This window comes from Uliginosibacterium sp. 31-16, assembly GCF_030730865.1.
GTDB lineage: Bacteria > Pseudomonadota > Gammaproteobacteria > Burkholderiales > Rhodocyclaceae > Uliginosibacterium.
This window is the reverse complement of sequence record NZ_JAVALZ010000002.1, coordinates 576,661-592,482: the sequence shown is the minus strand read 5'-3', so window position 1 is coordinate 592,482 and position 15,822 is coordinate 576,661. Positions and strand designations below refer to the sequence as shown.

Genomic DNA, 15,822 nt, shown 5'->3' with positions numbered 1-15,822 from the left:
CGTGCTGAAACAGTAAAAAAGCCGACCCGCGGGTCGGCTTTTTTATGTGGACCGGAAGTGAGAATTCCGGCTTCAGTGAGCGTCTTCTTCGTCAGCGGGTTTGCCGAGTTCTTGAGTCGCCAAGGCCCACATGATTTCGAGATCGAACTGATGTACGCCACGCGCTTCCTGTGCGATGAATTCCCGCCAGGCTTTGGCATGGGCTGAGCGCTCGACCAGTTGCTGTACTTCCTGGTCCTGCGTGGGTGTATTCGTTGCATCCAGCGGCTTGAGGTAGTAGCTGCGCGAATCCGCAACGGCAATGGCAATGCCAGCCAGGAGAATGCCGGCTGCGGTGATGATCCAGACAGTTTCGATCAGGGTCGAGCCGGTTTGAATGAGCGAGCCGCCGATGATGATGCCAAGCAGAATGGGCGCTGAGGCGGTCAGGGTCGTGGACAGACGACGCCAGCGCTGGCGCAGCATCTCGATCCGGGCAGGATCGCCGATGGCTTTGCGCGCGATGCGTACGGAGCTGGCTGCGCCGGGCTCGGCAAGGTCAAGAAGTTGTTCAGGCGTCTGCGGGGTTTGAGGCATGGGTTGTCGCTTCGGTTTGGCAAGGTTCGGTCGATATTCCTGACCGGCAATCACGGGCAGTGTTTCAATCGGTATTTGCTGGCTGGCTTCAGCTCGGACAATTCAGTCCATAAGAACGGAACATGGCCTTGACGGCTTCAGTGGCTTCGGGGGTCGGCGTGGGCGTGTCGCCCAGTTCGTATTTCATGCCCATCTGTTCCCATTTGAATTTGCCGAGCTGGTGGAAGGGCAGGACGTCCACGCGTTCAATATTGCCCAGCGTCGCCGCAAAGGCGGCGATGCCCTTGATGTTGTCCGGCGCATCGGTATAGCCGGGGACGAGCACGAAGCGCAGCCACACCGGGCGTTTGCGGGCTGCCAGACGGCGGGCGAAATTCAGCACGGGTTCGACCTGCTTGGCAGTGACGCGCAGGTGGGTGGCCGGGTCCCAGCTCTTGATGTCGAGGAGGAACAGGTCGATCTCGTCGAGATCGGCGTCGGAGAGGCGCTCGCCGAGATAACCATTGGTATCCAGCGCAGTGTGCACGCCCATCTCGTTGGCGCCACGAATGATGTTCATGACGAAGGGCGCCTGCACCAGAGGTTCGCCTCCCGAAATGGTCAGCCCGCCACCGGCAAACCGCAGGTAATCCTTGTACTTCTTCAGTTCGTCGAGCACGTCGTCCACGCAGGAGAGCTGGCCGTGCTTCAACTTCCAGGTATCCGGATTGTGGCAATAGAGGCAACGGAATTCGCAGCCGGTTGTCCAGAACACCACGCGCATGCCCGGGCCGTCAACGGCAGAGCCGGTTTCTTCCGAATGCAGGAAGCCCCAGCGGCCTTCCTGAGCCAGCCGATCGGCGTCGGCATCGTCCATCGTGTTGTCGATGGTGCGCAGTTCGAAACGACTGCCTTTGAGCGAGGGTTTTTCTGCGGGGTTCATGGGGGCGTGTTCCAGATAAAAAAGTCCCGACACCGCTTGCGCAGTGCCGAGACCGGATTGTGACGGAACTTTGTGGCTCCGCCTACGGGGCAAACTCAATTTGCCCCGTCAAGTTGCGGGTTCAGACCTCTCCGGACAAGAAACTGGATAAATTTCTTGTTCGGCTGACTTCATGCCTTGCTGTGCAAGGCTTTCAGCCTCGTTTCAGACCTCACCGTGGAAGGTGCGGTTGATCACGTCAAGTTGTTGCTCTTTGGTCAGCTTGATGAAGTTCACCGCGTAACCCGACACACGAATGGTCAGTTGCGGGTATTTCTCCGGGTGTTCCATGGCGTCGACCAGCGTGTCGCGGTTCAGCACGTTGATATTGACGTGGAAGCCGGTGGTGCCGAAGAAGCCGTCCAGCGAACGGGCCAGATTGGCAACCTGGTCGGTGCGGGTGGAGCCCAGACCACTCGGAACGATCGAGGAAGTCATGGAGATACCGTCCTGGCAATGCTCGTACGGGATCTTGGCAACCGACATGGCGCTGGCCACGAAACCCAGCTTGTCGCGGCCGTGCATCGGGTTTGCGCCCGGTGCAAACGGCTCACCCAGGCGGCGGCCGTCCGGCGTGTTGCCAGTGCTCTTGCCGTACACCACGTTGGAGGTGATGGTCAGGACCGACTGTGTATGCAGCGCGTCGCGGTAGGTGCTGTGCTTGCGCAGCTTGTTCATGAAGGTTTCAGCAAGCCAGGTGGCGTACTGGTCGACTGCGTCGTCGTTGTTGCCGAACTTCGGGAAGTCGCCTTCGGTGATGTAGTCGGTGACCAGACCGGTTTCATCACGCACAACCTTGACCTTGGCGTTCTTGATAGCGGACAGCGAGTCAGCCACCACGGACAGGCCGGCAATGCCGAAAGCCATGGTGCGCAACGGATTGTAGTCGTGCAGCGCCATTTCGATACGCTCATAGGCGTACTTGTCGTGCATGTAGTGGATGCAGTTCATGGCATTCACGTAGGTGCGGGCCAGCCATTCCATCGCGATGTCGTAGTTCTTCATCACGGCGTCGAAGTCCAGCACGTCGCCCTTGACCGGTTCGAAAGCCGGCATCACCTGGTCGCCGGTCATTTCGTCGCGGCCGCCGTTGATTGCATACAGCATGCACTTGGCGAGGTTCACACGGGCGCCAAAGAGCTGCATCTGCTTGCCTACGCGCATGGCGGACACACAGCAGGCAATCGCCGTGTCGTCGCCCCACGCCGGACGCATCAGTTCGTCGGATTCGTACTGGACCGAGGAGGTGTCAATCGACACCTTGGCACAGAACTTCTTGAAGCCTTCCGGCAACTTCGGCGTCCAGAACACGGTCATGTTCGGCTCCGGTGCCGGTCCGAGCGTGTAGAGGGTGTTCAGGAAACGGAAAGAGTTTTTGGTGACCAGCGAACGGCCATCCTCCGAGATGCCGCCGAGGGACTCGGTCACCCAGGTCGGGTCGCCGGAGAACAGGGCATCGTATTCCGGGGTGCGCAGGAAGCGGACGATACGCAGCTTGATCACGAAGTCGTCGATGATTTCCTGGGCTTGCGATTCGCTCAGGGTGCCTTCAGCCAGATCGCGCTCGAAGTAGGCGTCGAGGAAGGTCGAGGTGCGGCCCAGCGACATGGCGGCGCCGTTCTGTTCCTTCACTGCGGCGAGGTAGCCGAAATACAGCCACTGCACGGCTTCCTTGGCGGTCGCTGCGGGCTTGGAAATATCGAAGCCATACTTGGCAGCCATGACCTTCAGTTCGGACAGGGCCTTGAGTTGCTCGGACAGCTCTTCACGGTCGCGGATGATCGCGTCGGTGGAGTGTGCGCCGTCGATGGATTTCTTTTCGAGTTTCTTGGCTTCGATCAGCTTGTCGATGCCGTACAGGGCTACACGGCGATAGTCCCCGATGATGCGGCCACGGCCGTAAGCGTCGGGCAGGCCGGTCACGATGTGCGAGCGGCGGGCCTTCAGCACGTCAGCCGGGTAGGCATCGAACACGCCTTCGTTGTGGGTCTTGCGATACTTGGTGAAGATCTCGGCAACCTTCGGGTCAACCGGGAAGTTGTAGGCCTTCAGGCTGTTCTCGACCATGCGCCAGCCGCCGTTCGGGAAAATCGCGCGCTTGAGCGGAGCTTCGGTCTGCAGGCCGACGATCACTTCATTGTCTTTGTCGATATAGCCGGCGTCATGCGCGGTGATCGAGGAGGGGATCTGCGAAACGTCGAGAACGCCTTTTTCGCGCTCCTGCACGAACAATTCGGACAGCTTGTTCCAGATGGCGGTGGTGCGGGGAGTGGCCGGGGCGAGGAAAGCATCGTCGCCTTCATACGGGGTCACGTTGGTCTGGATGAAACTGCGCAGATCAACAGCTTGTTGCCATTGGCCAGGCTTGAAGCCGCGCCAGGCGTGCGCAACTGCGCTGTCGAGGGAGAGAGTGTCGCGTTCGGACATGAAAACCTCCAGATGATGAGTAATCGAAACCTGTTTATGCCCCGGTCGGGCTTTTTTTGCGGAATCCCTTTTTTGAAGGAATTCCACCCTATTCGTCACATTGCGTTATCGGCGCCTGTCTTCCACTCTTGATGCCCTTCTGCGCTGCGATTCACCTGAAACACGCCGGTTGTGCCATGCAGACCTTCCGGGTCTGCTTCAAGGGCGCCTGCTGTATCGGGATCGCACGGCATCCAAACTGCTTGACCGTAATGCTAGTGGGTGGATTCTGTAAAACCGAATCGAATGTTCGGATGTTGTTATAAAGGAATGTGAAGGTGCAGTGCACAATGCTTATCTATTTGATATTCAAATCAAAAAGGGTCTTGTATTGCACCGCACAAGCTGTTTTTCGAGGGGGTTTGTTGTTTTTTGGCAAGGATTGAAATTTCCACGTTTTTCGGTCCGGTAATTTCCTTCCGTGTGACGCACCTTTCCTCGCCGCAAGCCTAGCAGAGTCGGCCCTCTGGCTCCTTGTTTGGTAACATGTGCGCCGCATTTAACCTTGCATCTTCCTGCATGCTGTTTCCTACTGTTGAATACGCGCTGTTCTTTCTCCTGTCGCTGCTGTTGGCGTGGGGCGGCTTGCGTTGGCATGCCGCGCACAAATTTGTTCTGCTGGCTCTGAGCTATGTTTTCTATGGCTTCTGGGATTGGCATTTCGTCCCGCTGCTGTTTGCCATTTCCCTGTGGGGTTGGGTTGCGACACGGGGCATTCAGCACGGAGCACGACCGCGTCTGTGGCTGGGGCTGGGGGTTTCTGGCTGTCTCGGGGTGCTTGCGTACTACAAATATTCCGCGTTCTTTTTGCAGGGGCTGGTTGATCTGGCCGCCCTGTGCGGGGTGAGCCTGAATGTCGGTGTGGAGTCCCCATTCCTGCCTCTGGGCATCTCGTTCATGACCTTTCACGCCATCTCGCTGATGATGGATGCGTTGCGAGGCAAGCTTGATGAACGCGTGCCTCTGTCGGATGCGTTGCTTTATGTTGCCTTCTTCCCGCAACTGATTGCCGGCCCGATCCTGCGGGCTTCGAGCTTCCTGCCGCAATTGCAGCGTGCGCCCGACCCGGCGCGCATCGATACCTCACGGGCCTTGCTGCTGATTGTCGGAGGTCTGTTCAAGAAGGTAGTGATCGCCAATACACTCGCTACGCTGCTTGTTGATGATGTGTTCGCAAACCCTGCAGCCATGAGTGCGAGCCAGGTGCTGTTCGGTATCTACGGTTATGCGGTGCAGATTTACTGCGATTTTTCCGGTTACACCGACATTGCCATCGGTTGCGCATTGCTGCTGGGTTACCGGTTTCCGGATAATTTCAGCGCACCTTATACGGCGGCTTCTCCGCAGGAATTCTGGCGGCGGTGGCACATTTCCTTGTCGAACTGGTTGCGTGATTACCTTTACATTCCGCTTGGTGGCTCACGTGGCGGGAGCTGGCGTACCCGTCTGAATCTGTTGCTGACCATGCTGTTGGGTGGCTTGTGGCATGGTGCAGCCTGGAACTTTCTGGTGTGGGGAGGCTGGCATGGTCTGATGCTGGTTGCGCATCGCGAATGGGACAAATTCTGGCGTGTGCGCGAGACCACCTGGCGTAATTCCTCGTGGTGGCCCTGGGTGGCGCGTCTGTTGCTGTTTCACGCAGTATGTCTGGGCTGGGTGTTTTTCCGCTGCAGCGATTTTTCTTCCGGGCTGGCCGTCCTGGAGCGTCTGTGGGGTGGAGCCTGGCAGGCGGACTTGCCGCCAGGGATCTTGCTGTGCGTGTTTGCCGGGATCGGTTTTCAGTATGTGCCGGCCCGCTGGCTCCTGCGGCTGCAGCTGGTGGGGATCCGCATGCAACCCGTGTTGCGCGGCCTGACCTTTGCGGGCTTGCTGCTTTTGCTGGAAGTTCTGGGTCCGAGTGATCCTGCTCCGTTCATCTATTTCCAGTTCTGAGTATGCGTCGCTACGAATCTCTCCCCCGCATGTTCCTGACCTTGCTGGCGGCATTGCTGTTCGGTGTTTTGCTGGAAGCCGAGGGCTTGCATACCTGGGCTGAGCGTCTTGGTGTCGGTACGCTGCGTGAAATTGCCTTGCCGGTTACAAGCACGTGGAACAGCTGGTTGCAGCCCGCTGGATTCGGGCGGGCGCGAGTCGTGGCATTGCAAACGAAAACCCGGCTGGCGCCTGTGATGCTTGGCGCAATGGCAGAGACACCTGAGCCCATGAGCCTGTCGCGTGTCGACAGTGTCCCTGCGTTCATTGCGGAAGCGATGCACCTGTCTTACCTGCGTCCGCCCCTGATCGAGTCCGTGCCCGGGATTGCTGCCAATGAAGCGCAGGCGGGATATGTCTCGCGTCTGCCCATGCAAGCTTCGGAGCAGGTGCCCCTGCCGGTGATCGGCAGCGGATTGCAGGTCGTGCTGGCGGGAGATTCGATGATGGCTGTCGGGTTGGCGCCGGCACTGACGCGAGGTCTTGCCGGCGACAAGGGCGTGCGTCTGGTGAAAGCCTATCGGTCCGGCACCGGATTGGCCCGCCCCGAGGTCTACGACTGGCTGCAGCAGTACCCGCAGATGCTGGGGATGGTGCGCCCTCAACTGGTGATTTGTGCGCTGGGTGCCAATGATGGCCAGAATGTGCAGGTTGGCAAACAGGTGCTCGAATTCGGCTCGCAGGAATGGGATGATTTCTATCGCGTTCGTTTGAACGCTTATCTGGACATGTTGCTCAAGACCCAGGCACGCGTGCTGTGGGTTGGCATGCCCGTCATGAAAGAGCGGCGCTTTGCCCAGAAAATGCGTCACATGAACGAACTGGTGCGGACGGAGTTGCAGCGTTATCCGGCCGTAACCTGGCTGGACCCGAATCCGGCACTGGGTTATGCCGATGAGGTGTTTGCGCAGTATCGGCCGGGAGAGCGCGGCAAGCTCGTCAAGCTGCGTGCCGATGACGGCATTCACATGACGGATGAAGGCGCCGGCTATCTGCTGGGGCCGATCCGGGACTGGATCGTACGCATGTCAGCGCAGGTACCGGAACTTGCTCCGGCTTCTACTGAGCAGGTCGCCGGGGGCTTGCTTTAGCGTTGGCAGTGGTCTTCGGTGAGTGCTTCGGCGTAAGGTTTGCCGCTTGGCCATATGCCCAGAAAGCGGTTTTCGGGGTTGCTACGGTCAAAAATTTCGGCCGGATAATTCGCGCCGCCAACCCAGTCGACCAGGCGGGTCGCCAGTCGCCAGTAACCGTAATAGTCGAGCAGATTGAGCGAGGGCGAGGTTTCAAATTCCCGACGCCCCGGGATTTCTGCCGGCACTCGGGCGCGTGAATCGGGAAAGTCATAGCGGCTGTCCGGCGCACCCGGCGAGCCGTGTCCGGCCTGGATGCGCACACCCTCATCACTGTCCGACGGGAAGAACAGCAGGGCACGCTTCTGTTCGGGAAAATGGCACAGACGCGCGGCAATGCTGCGTGCGGTGGGCACGCCGATGCTCGTGTCGGCGTAGCCCGAGACCATCACTGTGGGCAGCCCGGCGGGCAATTTCTCGATGGGGCCAAGAATGCTTCTGGCCAGAGGCCCCTTGGCGACGTGGTGCGCATCCCCGGGGGCGATGAGCAACAAGGCGCGTGGTTCCGGCAGCCCGAAGCGCTCCGGCTTGATGGCCAAATTCAGTGAGATTGATGCGCCCATCGAGAAGCCCAGATAGAGCACCTTGCTGGTGTCTACCAGTCCGGGACGCTGCGTTTGCAGCAGGGCCAGTGCCGCAGCGTCGGCCTGTCCGGCAAGTGTGGTGACCAGCTGGGGCGGGGTGTCATCGCCATCCTGATAGACAGGAAAGATCACGACGGCACCGCGTCGCACGAGCAGGTCGATCAGACCACCGAAATTCTTCGGGTTCATGCCCAGCCAGCCGTGGTGAAAGAACACGAGCGGGGCTGCTTTGGGGGACGGGTTCTGCGGGATGAAAACATAGGCCCGGCTGGGGCCGTCGCCGAGTGTTACGACTTCCACGTCGCGATGAATGCGCTGGGCTTGCCAGGCTTCTGGTGCGTAGCGGCGTACCAGGGTTTGTGCATCATCCTGCGCGTAAAGAGCCAGGGGTTGCAGCAGGAAAGCCAGCAAGAAGCCTGAAGCAAGGCAGACACGCAACATGGAAAGGACCGGTAGCAAGAACGATGAAAACAAAAAAGCCCGGCATGGAGCCGGGCTTTTCAGGCGATCAAGCGATCCGCTTACTCAACGCGGATGTTGGAAGCCTGTTTGCCCTTCGGGCCTTCGGTGATGTCGAAGGCTACACGCTGATTTTCAGCCAGCGAGCGGAAGCCCTTGGACTGAATTGCGGAGAAGTGTGCGAAAAGATCTTCGCCACCGCCGTCCGGCGTGATGAAACCAAAACCCTTAGAGTCATTGAACCACTTGACGATACCAGTTGCCATGTTTGGAGCATCCAAAAAAGTACAAAAAACCGGGCCGCGCCCGGCGAGGACGAAAGTCTGACAGGAAGGGGATTTACTACTGAAGCACCGCCGGGGCGGAGACTGGAGAAAATCACTTACAGCACTGCCCGAAAATCGTGCTCGGGACTATGAAACAACAGGCCCAGTTTGGCAAGCGTTTTCTATGCTGTGCGGCTGGAGTGTGGCGGAACTGCCCGCGCGGGCAGTTCCTGCCTGCCTCAGCGCGTGGTTTTGTGCTTTACGCTGACCACCTGATAGACCCCGCCGAAGAGGGTTTCCTTGCTCCACTCATAGCGCTCCGGCTGGCTCGCGAAATGTGAGATCTCGTTTTCCCACAAGGCGTGAGCGAAGGGCTCCAGCAGGCGATTGACCAGTTTCAGGATGTAGCGCACGGGTTGCCAGCGGGCCGGGCCGTGGTAGTCGACGAACAGCACTTCGCCATGCGCCGGCATCTGCGCCAGCATGTTGTCGACGATGCGACGTTTCCAGTCGTCCGGCACTTCGTGCAGCAGCATGAAGTTGCAGATCAGGTCATAGGTCTCGCCGGGCTCTGCGATGTGCAGGGCGGCATCCTGGCGGATGACCCGGGTCCAGGGCATGGCATCGAGTTTGCTGCGGCCGTGAGCGATCTGGATCGGCGTGACATCGGTCAGGTGGAAACAGCCTTCGGGGCCGGTGCGCTGCGCGGCGCGCTGCACCAGATCACCGTATACGTGGGCGACCTGCCATACGCGCATGCCGGGGCGAATGCGCTCCAGATAGCGGCGCATCAGGCGCTGGTCGTTGCAGAAAAGCAGGGTTTTCACCACCAGATTGTGGTCCAGCCAGCGCACCCAGGCTGGATCGACGTAGGCCCAATCGTAAACCTCGGTCATGTACGCAGGCATTTCGGTACAAGGGGTGGGGTGGGTGAGTCGTGGTGCTGCATGAGCGAGCTGCTGGTCTTGCTTGGCTGCTTCGTAAGTCGTGTCGATCATAGCTTGAAACCTGTTGCTGACGCGTAAAACGATAGCAGTTCATAATTCGCCGCAACTTGCGCTGGACCAAAAATTGTAGCGATGCCGCGCATTAGGATACGTTCGTGCCGGCGTGATTCATGTTGCCGGCGGGCCAGGTTTTCCAAGAACAAATCCGGGGGCGGCATGCGTGTCATGCAATGGAGTGAAGCGCTCAGCGTGGGCGATGTGCAGATCGATGCGGATCACCGTGAGCTTTTCTGTCTGCTCGACCAGTTGCGCGAGGCCGTGCGCACAGGTCAGTCCGGGCCCTCTCCGGTGGAGATCCTGAGCGAGCTGGTGCGGTGCACCGAAGCGCATTTCCGGCTCGAAGAACAGTTCATGCACCGTGTCCGGTTTGCTGATTTGTCCGCCCACAAGGCTGAACACGACAAATTGCTGGCGCAGGTGCGCGAGCTGCACGCCAAGGTTGCCCAAGGGGATCTGCCCTTATCGCTGTCGGTGTTCGGGTTTCTGTATGGCTGGCTGGCGCGCCACATCGAGATCAAGGACAAGACCTTGTCCGTCGCCCTGAAAAAATCGATTACGGATTGAATGCCCTGAAGAGGCGCGCCGGACAAGCCTCTTCAGTTGCCCATCTCGTCAAGCCTCTCCACGCAAGGCTCTCCTGCGTGTTTGCCTGAGGATGCCCGCCGGACGCGGCTCTTCAGGCAGGCTTCTTCACGAACTGCATTGCCACCGGCTCGGCACCCAGCCCCGGCGGGGCGCTGCGCAGGATGTGCTTCTTCATCTTGCCCATCACGTGCATCTCGCAGGGCTTGCAGTCGAAACGCAGATTGAAGGTCTCGTTGCCGGAGACCAGGGTCATTGGCTCCGCACGCACCTGACCCTGCACACCTTGCACCCCTTTGGCCTGCTTCGGACAGAGGTTGAAGGAGAAGCGCAGGCAGTGCTTGGTCACCATCAGGCTGACTTCACCGGCTTCCTCGTGGGCCTCGTAAGCCGCCGCGATCAGCTTGACGCCGTGGCGGGTGTAGAAGGCGCGCGCTGGCTGGTTGTAGACGTTGGCGAGGAATGTCAGGCTGTCGTCCGGGTAAGGCACTGGCGGCTCGGTTTCGGCCACCCGGCTCGGACGCGGGTGGGCCGCCAGGCGTGCGGCTTCCAGCGCGGCCACGCCATCGCGGCGCAGCGCGTTGAGCTGGCTGGCGGGCAGGTACCAGGCCTGGCTGCAGGCGATGTCGATCTTGCCGGCCGTGAAGATCGTGTTGCCGAGCTTGCCTAGCTGTTCGCGCAGGCCGGCTTCAAAGCGCTCCGGGTGTTGCGCCGGCTGCTTGTCGCAGGCGAGCAGGGCGCTGGCGGTGACGCCGTCCTCGTCCCGCAGTTCAAGGCGGAAGCCTTCAGGCGTTTCCGCGAAAACCATGTCGGTGCGGATCAGGCGGCGTGAAGAAGCCTTGATCAGTGCCTGTTCCCAGGCCTGATCGTGATTGCGATGAATCTCGATGCCCGGCTTGAGACCCGGCAGCTCGCTCATGGCCTGATTGGGCTGGATCTTCCAGCGTTTGCCGTCGAGCTGCTTGACCACATTGGCCTGCAGACCGACGACCTCGCGCTTGTGCATGTAGTTCAGGCCGTCGCCGTTGGCCAGCGCTCCGTCTGCCTCAATCTCGATGCCATCCGGCAGCACGCGCAGGATGCTGCCGAGTCGGGTGCCGACGTACTTTGGCGAATCGAAGGCGCCGATGTCTTCCTTGCGGCCGGTGGCGAAGTAATCGGTGTGCTCGCGGTGAAAGCTCTTGTCCGGGTCGGGCGTGAACAGTAACTCGGTGCGGCCGCTGCTGGCGCGGGCCAGCTCCGGGCGCGCCTCCAGCACTTCGTCGAGCAGGCGCCGGTAATGCCCGGTGATGTTCTTCACGTAGGCCATGTCCTTGTAGCGGCCCTCGATCTTGAAGGAGCGGATGCCGGCGTCGATCAGCGCGGCGAGGTTGGCGCTCTGGTCGTTGTCCTTCATCGACAGCAGATGCTTCTCGAAAGCCACCACGCCGCCTTTGGCATCCTTCAGCGTGTAGGGCAGGCGGCAGGCCTGCGAGCAGTCGCCGCGATTGGCGCTGCGCCCGGTGTGCGCATGCGAGATGTTGCACTGGCCGGAGAAAGCCACGCACAGCGCGCCGTGTACGAAATATTCAAGTGCTACATCGGCCGGCACGGCGGCACGCGTGGCAGCGATTTCCTTGAGTGACAGCTCGCGCGCCAGCACTAGTTGCGAGAAGCCTGCGTGTGCCAGGAAGGCCGCCTTTTCCGGCGTGCGGATGTCGCACTGGGTTGAGGCGTGCAGCGCGATCGGCGGGATGTCCAGCTCGAGAATGCCCATGTCCTGAACGATCAGTGCATCCACGCCGGCCTCAAAGACCTGCTTGATCAGCGTCCGCGCCGGCTCAATCTCGTCGTCGTGCAGGATGGTGTTCAGCGTGACGAAAATCTGTGCGTGGTAGCGATGAGCAAAACGCACCAGCTCCTCGATTTCGCGCACCTCGTTGCTGGCGTTGTGGCGCGCACCGAAGGCCGGGCCGCCGATGTACACCGCATCCGCGCCGTGCAGGATGGCTTCGCGGGCGATGTCGACGGTACGCGCCGGGGCGAGGAGTTCGAGGTGATGACGGGGCAGGCTCATGGACGACAGCGGTCAAGCATTGCGGGATGCAGATGATACGCTGCGGCGCGGCGCGCTAAACTCCGGCTTTGCGCCGCATCTGTAATCTTTCATGAAATCCTCGCTTCACCTGCCCCGCGAGGGGCTGTTGCTTCTGTTGATCGTCGTGCTCGGCTGGGGCCTGAGCTGGACCGTGATCAAGTATTCGATTGCCGAGATTCCCCCGCTCAGCTTCCGGGGCGTTTCGGCCGTGTTCGGTGGCTTCTGTCTGCTGATGCTGGCGCGGCTCAACGGGCTCTCCGTGCGTCTGCCGGCGGGCGTGCTGCCCCGCCTGCTTGTTCTGGCGTTCATCAACATCACCGGCTGGAACGCGCTCTCCACTTACGGCGTGCTCTATCTGCCGTCCGGCCGTGCCGCGCTGCTGGCCTACACCATGCCGCTGTGGTGCGTGCCGCTGTCCGTCTGGTGGCTGGGCGAATCACTCAGCGCGCGGCGCATCGTCGCCTTGCTGCTCGGGCTGGTGGGTGTGGCTGTGCTGATGGGAGAGGGGGCGCACGCGATCATGGCGTCCCCCGTCGGCGTGCTGCTGATGGTTTCCGCCGCCTTGTGCTGGGCCTGTGGCGTGGTGCTCTTCAAACGCTGGAATCTGCGAGTGCCGACCCTGGTCCTGACCGGCTGGCTGCTGATGCTGGGCGGGGTGCCGCTGCTGCTCGCCGCGCTGGTCGTGGATGGCCTGCCGCAGCGCGTGCCGGGGAACGGGGCGCTGTTCGGCCTGTGCTTCTCGGCACTGATCACCTTCATGCTGTGCAACTGGTCGTGGAACCGGCTGGTGCTGCTGGTGCCGGTGTCCGTGTCCTCGCTCTCGTCGCTGTTGGTGCCACTGGTCAGCGTGGCCTCGGGGGCACTGTTTCTCGGTGAGCAACCCGGCTGGCGCGAGGCGCTGGCGGCGCTGCTGATTCTCGGCTCTGTGGCGGTGATCAACAGCAGTCCGCGTGGCGCCCGTCATGGCTGATTCATCGCACCGCCTGCCCGTGCGGATGGCCGCTGTGGCCTGGTTGTGGGGGCTGGCCGAGGCGACGCTGTTTTTCATCGTGCCCGACGTGCTGCTCAGCGTGCTGGCCTTGCGCCGGCCCTGGGCGCAGGTCTGGCGTGCTTGCCTGTGGGCGCTGGCCGGGGCCTTGCTGGGCGGCGTGCTGATGTATGTCTGGGCAGCGCGAGCCGAGTCGTCCGCACTGGCGATGCTGCAGCAGATCCCGGCGATCAGCGCCGCGATGTGTGATGCGGTGGCCCGACAGCTTCACGAGCAGGGCGCGCTGGCGCTGTTCATCGGTCCGCTGACGGGCACGCCGTACAAGATCTACGCGGCCCAGTCCGGCGCGCAGGGAGCCAGTCTGCTAGTGTTTCTGGCGATCAGCGTGCCGGCGCGCCTGCTGCGGTTCCTGATCGTCGCCGGGCTGGTGCGTCTGCTCTGTGAGCGTTTGCCCGGCCTGTCGCTGCGTTGGCGCGTGGCGGTGTGGGCGCTGGCCTGGGGCGGATTCTATGCCTGGTATTTCTGGGAGTTTTCCTGACAAGACATGCCTGCAGAGCCGCTTTTGGCGGTCATCTTCAGGCATGCGTGGTGGATAAGCTCGCCAGTATTAATTCTGCAGGCAGCCTGTCTGAAGAGGTCCGCTGCAAGCGGCTCTCCAGCCTATGCCGTAAAGAAATAGCGCACGAGGTGGAAGAACACCGGCGCCGAGAAGCACACCGAATCCAGCCGGTCGAGCATGCCGCCGTGGCCTTCGATCATGTGGCCCCAGTCCTTCACGCCGCGGTCGCGCTTGATGGCGGACATCACCAGCCCGCCGGCAAAGCCCATCAGGGTGATCGCCAGCGCCATGCCGGCCGCCTGCAGCGGCGTGAACGGCGTGATCCAGAACAAGGCGGCGCCCAGCCCGGTGGCGCTGGCAACCCCGCCGAGGAAGCCTTCCAGCGTTTTCGAGGGCGACACGTTCGGCGCGATCTTGTGGCGACCCAGCAGCTTGCCCCACACGTACTGCAGCACGTCGGAGGACTGCACCACGAGGATCAGGAACACCACGAGCAGCAGGTTGCGTTCCTCGTAACCGGCGATGTTCAGTGCCAGCAGCGCCGGCACATGCGAGATTGCATACACGCAGATCATCAGGCCCCACTGCGTCTGCGTGGCGCGCGCCAGAAAGTTCTGCGTCTCGTGGCCGAGGCAGGCCAGGAAAGGCATCAGCAGGAAGGCGTAGACCGGGATCAGGATGCTGAACATGCCGTACCAGTGTTGCCATACGAACACGTACTGCAGCGGCAGGAACACGAAGAAGCAGGTCAGCAGCGCATAGTGGTCGCCGCGCCGGGTGCTGGTCAGCGTGATGAATTCGCGCAGCGCAAAGAAGGACACCAGCCCGAAGAGGACGACCACGCCCGTCTGCCCGCCCAGCAGCGCGATGCCGATCACCGCCACCATCACCCACCAGGCATTGGTGCGCGCGACCAGATTCGCCACCACGCCGTTTTCCCGCCCCAGCTTCCAGCGCAGCAGCCAGCCCACGATGCTGGCGAACAGCAGCACCGCGCCGATGCCCAGAAACAGGTGAAAGGTCGCCTCGCGTGCCGCTTCGGGGACCTGGTTCGGAATGCTTTGCAGGGAGTTGGTCAGGTTCATGCTCAACCTTCAGTGGGAGCGGCCCTGGGCCGCGTGTGTCGTGTGGGAGGCGTTCAATGCTTCGGCATCATGTCCAGCACCGCCTGGCGGGCGCGGACCAGAAAGTCCGGCTTGGCCTCGTCAGCACCCAGCCCCACCGGCGCGCCAAAACTCAGGATGCACACCAGCGGCACCGGCAGCAGATTGCCCTTGGGCATCACGCGGTTCAGGTTTTCCATGCGCACCGGCACGAACTCAACCTGCGGATTGTCCCGCGCCAGGTGATACAAGCCGCCCTTGAAGGCCTGCATCTCACCATCCAGCGAGCGCGTGCCTTCGGGGAAAAAAATCAGCGAATCGCCCGCATCGAGGGCCGCCTGCAGCGGCGCCAACGGGTTGTGGCCGGCCGAGGGCCTGGCGCGCTCCACCAGTACGCCACGGAACACGCGATGGATCAGGTAGCGCCGCAGGCTGGATGCGCCCCAGTAATCCGCGCCAGCCACCGGCCGCGTCTGGTAACGGATCGAGGGTGGCAGCATCGCCCACAGCAACAGGAAGTCCAGATGGCTGGAATGATTGGCGAAATACAGGCGCTGGCGCGGCTCGGGCCTGCAGCCCAGCCAGTTGGCGTAGGCCCCGGTCAGAATACGGGCCAGAGCGATCAGAAAGCGACCAACAAGACGATCAAACCATTGCATAGAGGAGACAGACGCCGGCCAGCAGCAGAAGAAGTTGCCCGCATACTACCGCAGCCAGCCGCTGCACGAGCCCCTTCGTCGCTGCCGCCCGCTGCGCCAGATCGCGCGCATCCGCCCCCTTGCGCAAGCCGAGTTGCCTCAGCGCTGCATCGAAATCCTGCAAGCCGGTCTGCTCATCCGCTTGCGCGGCAAGCAGCGCGAAAGCCGTTGCATCAAAGTTGATGCGCAAGGCGTACCAGGCCAGCGGCAGGCCCAGTGTCAGTGCCGCGCCGAAAAGCCACACCGCGAGCGGCCCGCCATGCAGGATCGCGAGCAGCAGACCGCCCGCCGCCGTGGCGCACAACAGCCCGCCGAAATATTGCAGCGGGCGCGTGCTGCGCAGGAAGGCGGCGGTGAGGGGGGCAAGTCGATGATGGTCTGGCACGAAATGCTAC

Annotated in this window: 15 protein-coding genes; 5 read left to right on the top strand and 10 right to left on the bottom strand. The window is 61.5% G+C overall.

Annotation, left to right across the window (positions count from 1 at the left end; translation table 11 throughout):
- Positions 1-72: 72 nt before the first annotated feature.
- The 3 genes from Q9Q94_RS10515 to pflB all read right to left on the bottom strand — a co-directional run bounded on the left by Q9Q94_RS10515 (position 73) and on the right by pflB (position 3,964).
- On the bottom strand, positions 73-576 hold the full coding sequence (locus Q9Q94_RS10515; protein WP_305980020.1) for a hypothetical protein: 504 nt from the start codon (positions 574-576) through the stop codon (positions 73-75).
- Between the two features lie 88 nt (positions 577-664).
- A complete protein-coding gene (gene pflA / locus Q9Q94_RS10510) occupies positions 665-1,498 on the bottom strand; it encodes a pyruvate formate-lyase-activating protein (protein WP_305980019.1) in 834 nt (277 codons plus the stop codon).
- Positions 1,499-1,702: 204 nt separating this feature from the next.
- On the bottom strand, positions 1,703-3,964 hold the full coding sequence (pflB, locus tag Q9Q94_RS10505; protein WP_305980018.1) for a formate C-acetyltransferase: 2,262 nt from the start codon (positions 3,962-3,964) through the stop codon (positions 1,703-1,705).
- A gap of 558 nt (positions 3,965-4,522) precedes the next feature.
- Here pflB and Q9Q94_RS10500 point away from each other — a divergent pair.
- Both Q9Q94_RS10500 and Q9Q94_RS10495 read left to right on the top strand, forming a co-directional pair.
- A complete protein-coding gene (locus tag Q9Q94_RS10500; RefSeq protein WP_305980017.1) occupies positions 4,523-5,935 on the top strand; it encodes an MBOAT family protein in 1,413 nt (470 codons plus the stop codon).
- A 2-nt stretch (positions 5,936-5,937) separates the two neighbouring features.
- Complete coding sequence (locus Q9Q94_RS10495) at positions 5,938-7,065, top strand: DUF459 domain-containing protein (RefSeq protein ID WP_305980016.1); 1,128 nt, start codon at positions 5,938-5,940, stop codon at positions 7,063-7,065.
- On the opposite strand, the gene Q9Q94_RS10490 is transcribed toward Q9Q94_RS10495, so the two are convergent.
- The 3 genes from Q9Q94_RS10490 to rquA all read right to left on the bottom strand — a co-directional run bounded on the left by Q9Q94_RS10490 (position 7,062) and on the right by rquA (position 9,411).
- Complete coding sequence (locus tag Q9Q94_RS10490; protein WP_305980015.1) at positions 7,062-8,129, bottom strand: hypothetical protein; 1,068 nt, start codon at positions 8,127-8,129, stop codon at positions 7,062-7,064. The genes Q9Q94_RS10495 and Q9Q94_RS10490 overlap by 4 nt on opposite strands.
- Positions 8,130-8,209: 80 nt before the next feature.
- Positions 8,210-8,413: a cold-shock protein gene (locus Q9Q94_RS10485; RefSeq protein ID WP_305980014.1), complete on the bottom strand. Its 204-nt coding sequence runs from the start codon at positions 8,411-8,413 to the stop codon at positions 8,210-8,212.
- 239 nt (positions 8,414-8,652) lie between these two features.
- On the bottom strand, positions 8,653-9,411 hold the full coding sequence (gene rquA, locus Q9Q94_RS10480) for a rhodoquinone biosynthesis methyltransferase RquA (protein ID WP_305980013.1): 759 nt from the start codon (positions 9,409-9,411) through the stop codon (positions 8,653-8,655).
- Positions 9,412-9,576: 165 nt separating this feature from the next.
- Between rquA and Q9Q94_RS10475 the strand changes: the two genes are divergently transcribed.
- Positions 9,577-9,984 carry a bacteriohemerythrin gene (locus tag Q9Q94_RS10475; RefSeq protein WP_305980012.1) on the top strand — a complete coding sequence of 136 codons (408 nt, stop codon included), beginning with the start codon at positions 9,577-9,579 and terminating at the stop codon, positions 9,982-9,984.
- Between the two features lie 112 nt (positions 9,985-10,096).
- Here the strand turns inward: Q9Q94_RS10475 and Q9Q94_RS10470 are convergent, their stop codons facing one another.
- On the bottom strand, positions 10,097-12,058 hold the full coding sequence (locus Q9Q94_RS10470) for a U32 family peptidase (RefSeq protein WP_305980011.1): 1,962 nt from the start codon (positions 12,056-12,058) through the stop codon (positions 10,097-10,099).
- Positions 12,059-12,149: 91 nt separating this feature from the next.
- Here Q9Q94_RS10470 and Q9Q94_RS10465 point away from each other — a divergent pair, with 91 nt between their 5' ends.
- Complete coding sequence (locus Q9Q94_RS10465; RefSeq protein WP_305980010.1) at positions 12,150-13,049, top strand: DMT family transporter; 900 nt, start codon at positions 12,150-12,152, stop codon at positions 13,047-13,049.
- On the top strand, positions 13,042-13,605 hold the full coding sequence (locus tag Q9Q94_RS10460) for a hypothetical protein (protein WP_305980009.1): 564 nt from the start codon (positions 13,042-13,044) through the stop codon (positions 13,603-13,605). Before Q9Q94_RS10465 ends, Q9Q94_RS10460 begins: the two co-directional genes overlap by 8 nt.
- A 122-nt stretch (positions 13,606-13,727) precedes the next feature.
- On the opposite strand, the gene Q9Q94_RS10455 is transcribed toward Q9Q94_RS10460, so the two are convergent.
- Genes Q9Q94_RS10455 through Q9Q94_RS10445 form a run of 3 tightly spaced genes read right to left on the bottom strand, consistent with a single transcriptional unit; the run spans position 13,728 to position 15,812 of the window.
- Positions 13,728-14,711 (bottom strand): phosphatidate cytidylyltransferase, encoded by a 984-nt coding sequence (locus tag Q9Q94_RS10455; RefSeq protein WP_305980008.1) that lies wholly within the window; start codon positions 14,709-14,711, stop codon positions 13,728-13,730.
- A 53-nt stretch (positions 14,712-14,764) separates the two neighbouring features.
- Entirely contained in the window at positions 14,765-15,388 is a 624-nt protein-coding gene (locus Q9Q94_RS10450; RefSeq protein ID WP_305980007.1) for a 1-acyl-sn-glycerol-3-phosphate acyltransferase, read from the bottom strand.
- Positions 15,375-15,812, bottom strand: a complete 438-nt coding sequence (locus Q9Q94_RS10445) for a hypothetical protein (RefSeq protein WP_305980006.1) — start codon at positions 15,810-15,812, stop codon at positions 15,375-15,377. Before Q9Q94_RS10445 ends, Q9Q94_RS10450 begins: the two co-directional genes overlap by 14 nt.
- Between the last annotated feature and the right edge of the window lie 10 nt (positions 15,813-15,822).

Excerpts from the sequence above, each read along its gene's own strand:
- pflA (WP_305980019.1), bottom strand. The coding sequence starts at position 1,498 with ATGAACCCCGCAGAAAAACCCTCGCTCAAAGGCAGTCGTTTCGAACTG.
- Q9Q94_RS10485 (WP_305980014.1), bottom strand. The coding sequence starts at position 8,413 with ATGGCAACTGGTATCGTCAAGTGGTTCAATGACTCTAAGGGTTTTGGT.
- Q9Q94_RS10455 (WP_305980008.1), bottom strand. The coding sequence starts at position 14,711 with ATGAACCTGACCAACTCCCTGCAAAGCATTCCGAACCAGGTCCCCGAA.
- rquA (WP_305980013.1), bottom strand. The coding sequence starts at position 9,411 with ATGATCGACACGACTTACGAAGCAGCCAAGCAAGACCAGCAGCTCGCT.
- Q9Q94_RS10470 (WP_305980011.1), bottom strand. The coding sequence starts at position 12,058 with ATGAGCCTGCCCCGTCATCACCTCGAACTCCTCGCCCCGGCGCGTACC.
- Q9Q94_RS10475 (WP_305980012.1), top strand. The coding sequence starts at position 9,577 with ATGCGTGTCATGCAATGGAGTGAAGCGCTCAGCGTGGGCGATGTGCAG.
- Q9Q94_RS10460 (WP_305980009.1), top strand. The coding sequence starts at position 13,042 with ATGGCTGATTCATCGCACCGCCTGCCCGTGCGGATGGCCGCTGTGGCC.
- Q9Q94_RS10490 (WP_305980015.1), bottom strand. The coding sequence starts at position 8,129 with ATGTTGCGTGTCTGCCTTGCTTCAGGCTTCTTGCTGGCTTTCCTGCTG.
- Q9Q94_RS10465 (WP_305980010.1), top strand. The coding sequence starts at position 12,150 with ATGAAATCCTCGCTTCACCTGCCCCGCGAGGGGCTGTTGCTTCTGTTG.
- pflB (WP_305980018.1), bottom strand. The coding sequence starts at position 3,964 with ATGTCCGAACGCGACACTCTCTCCCTCGACAGCGCAGTTGCGCACGCC.
- Q9Q94_RS10450 (WP_305980007.1), bottom strand. The coding sequence starts at position 15,388 with ATGCAATGGTTTGATCGTCTTGTTGGTCGCTTTCTGATCGCTCTGGCC.
- Q9Q94_RS10500 (WP_305980017.1), top strand. The coding sequence starts at position 4,523 with ATGCTGTTTCCTACTGTTGAATACGCGCTGTTCTTTCTCCTGTCGCTG.
- Q9Q94_RS10515 (WP_305980020.1), bottom strand. The coding sequence starts at position 576 with ATGCCTCAAACCCCGCAGACGCCTGAACAACTTCTTGACCTTGCCGAG.
- Q9Q94_RS10495 (WP_305980016.1), top strand. The coding sequence starts at position 5,938 with ATGCGTCGCTACGAATCTCTCCCCCGCATGTTCCTGACCTTGCTGGCG.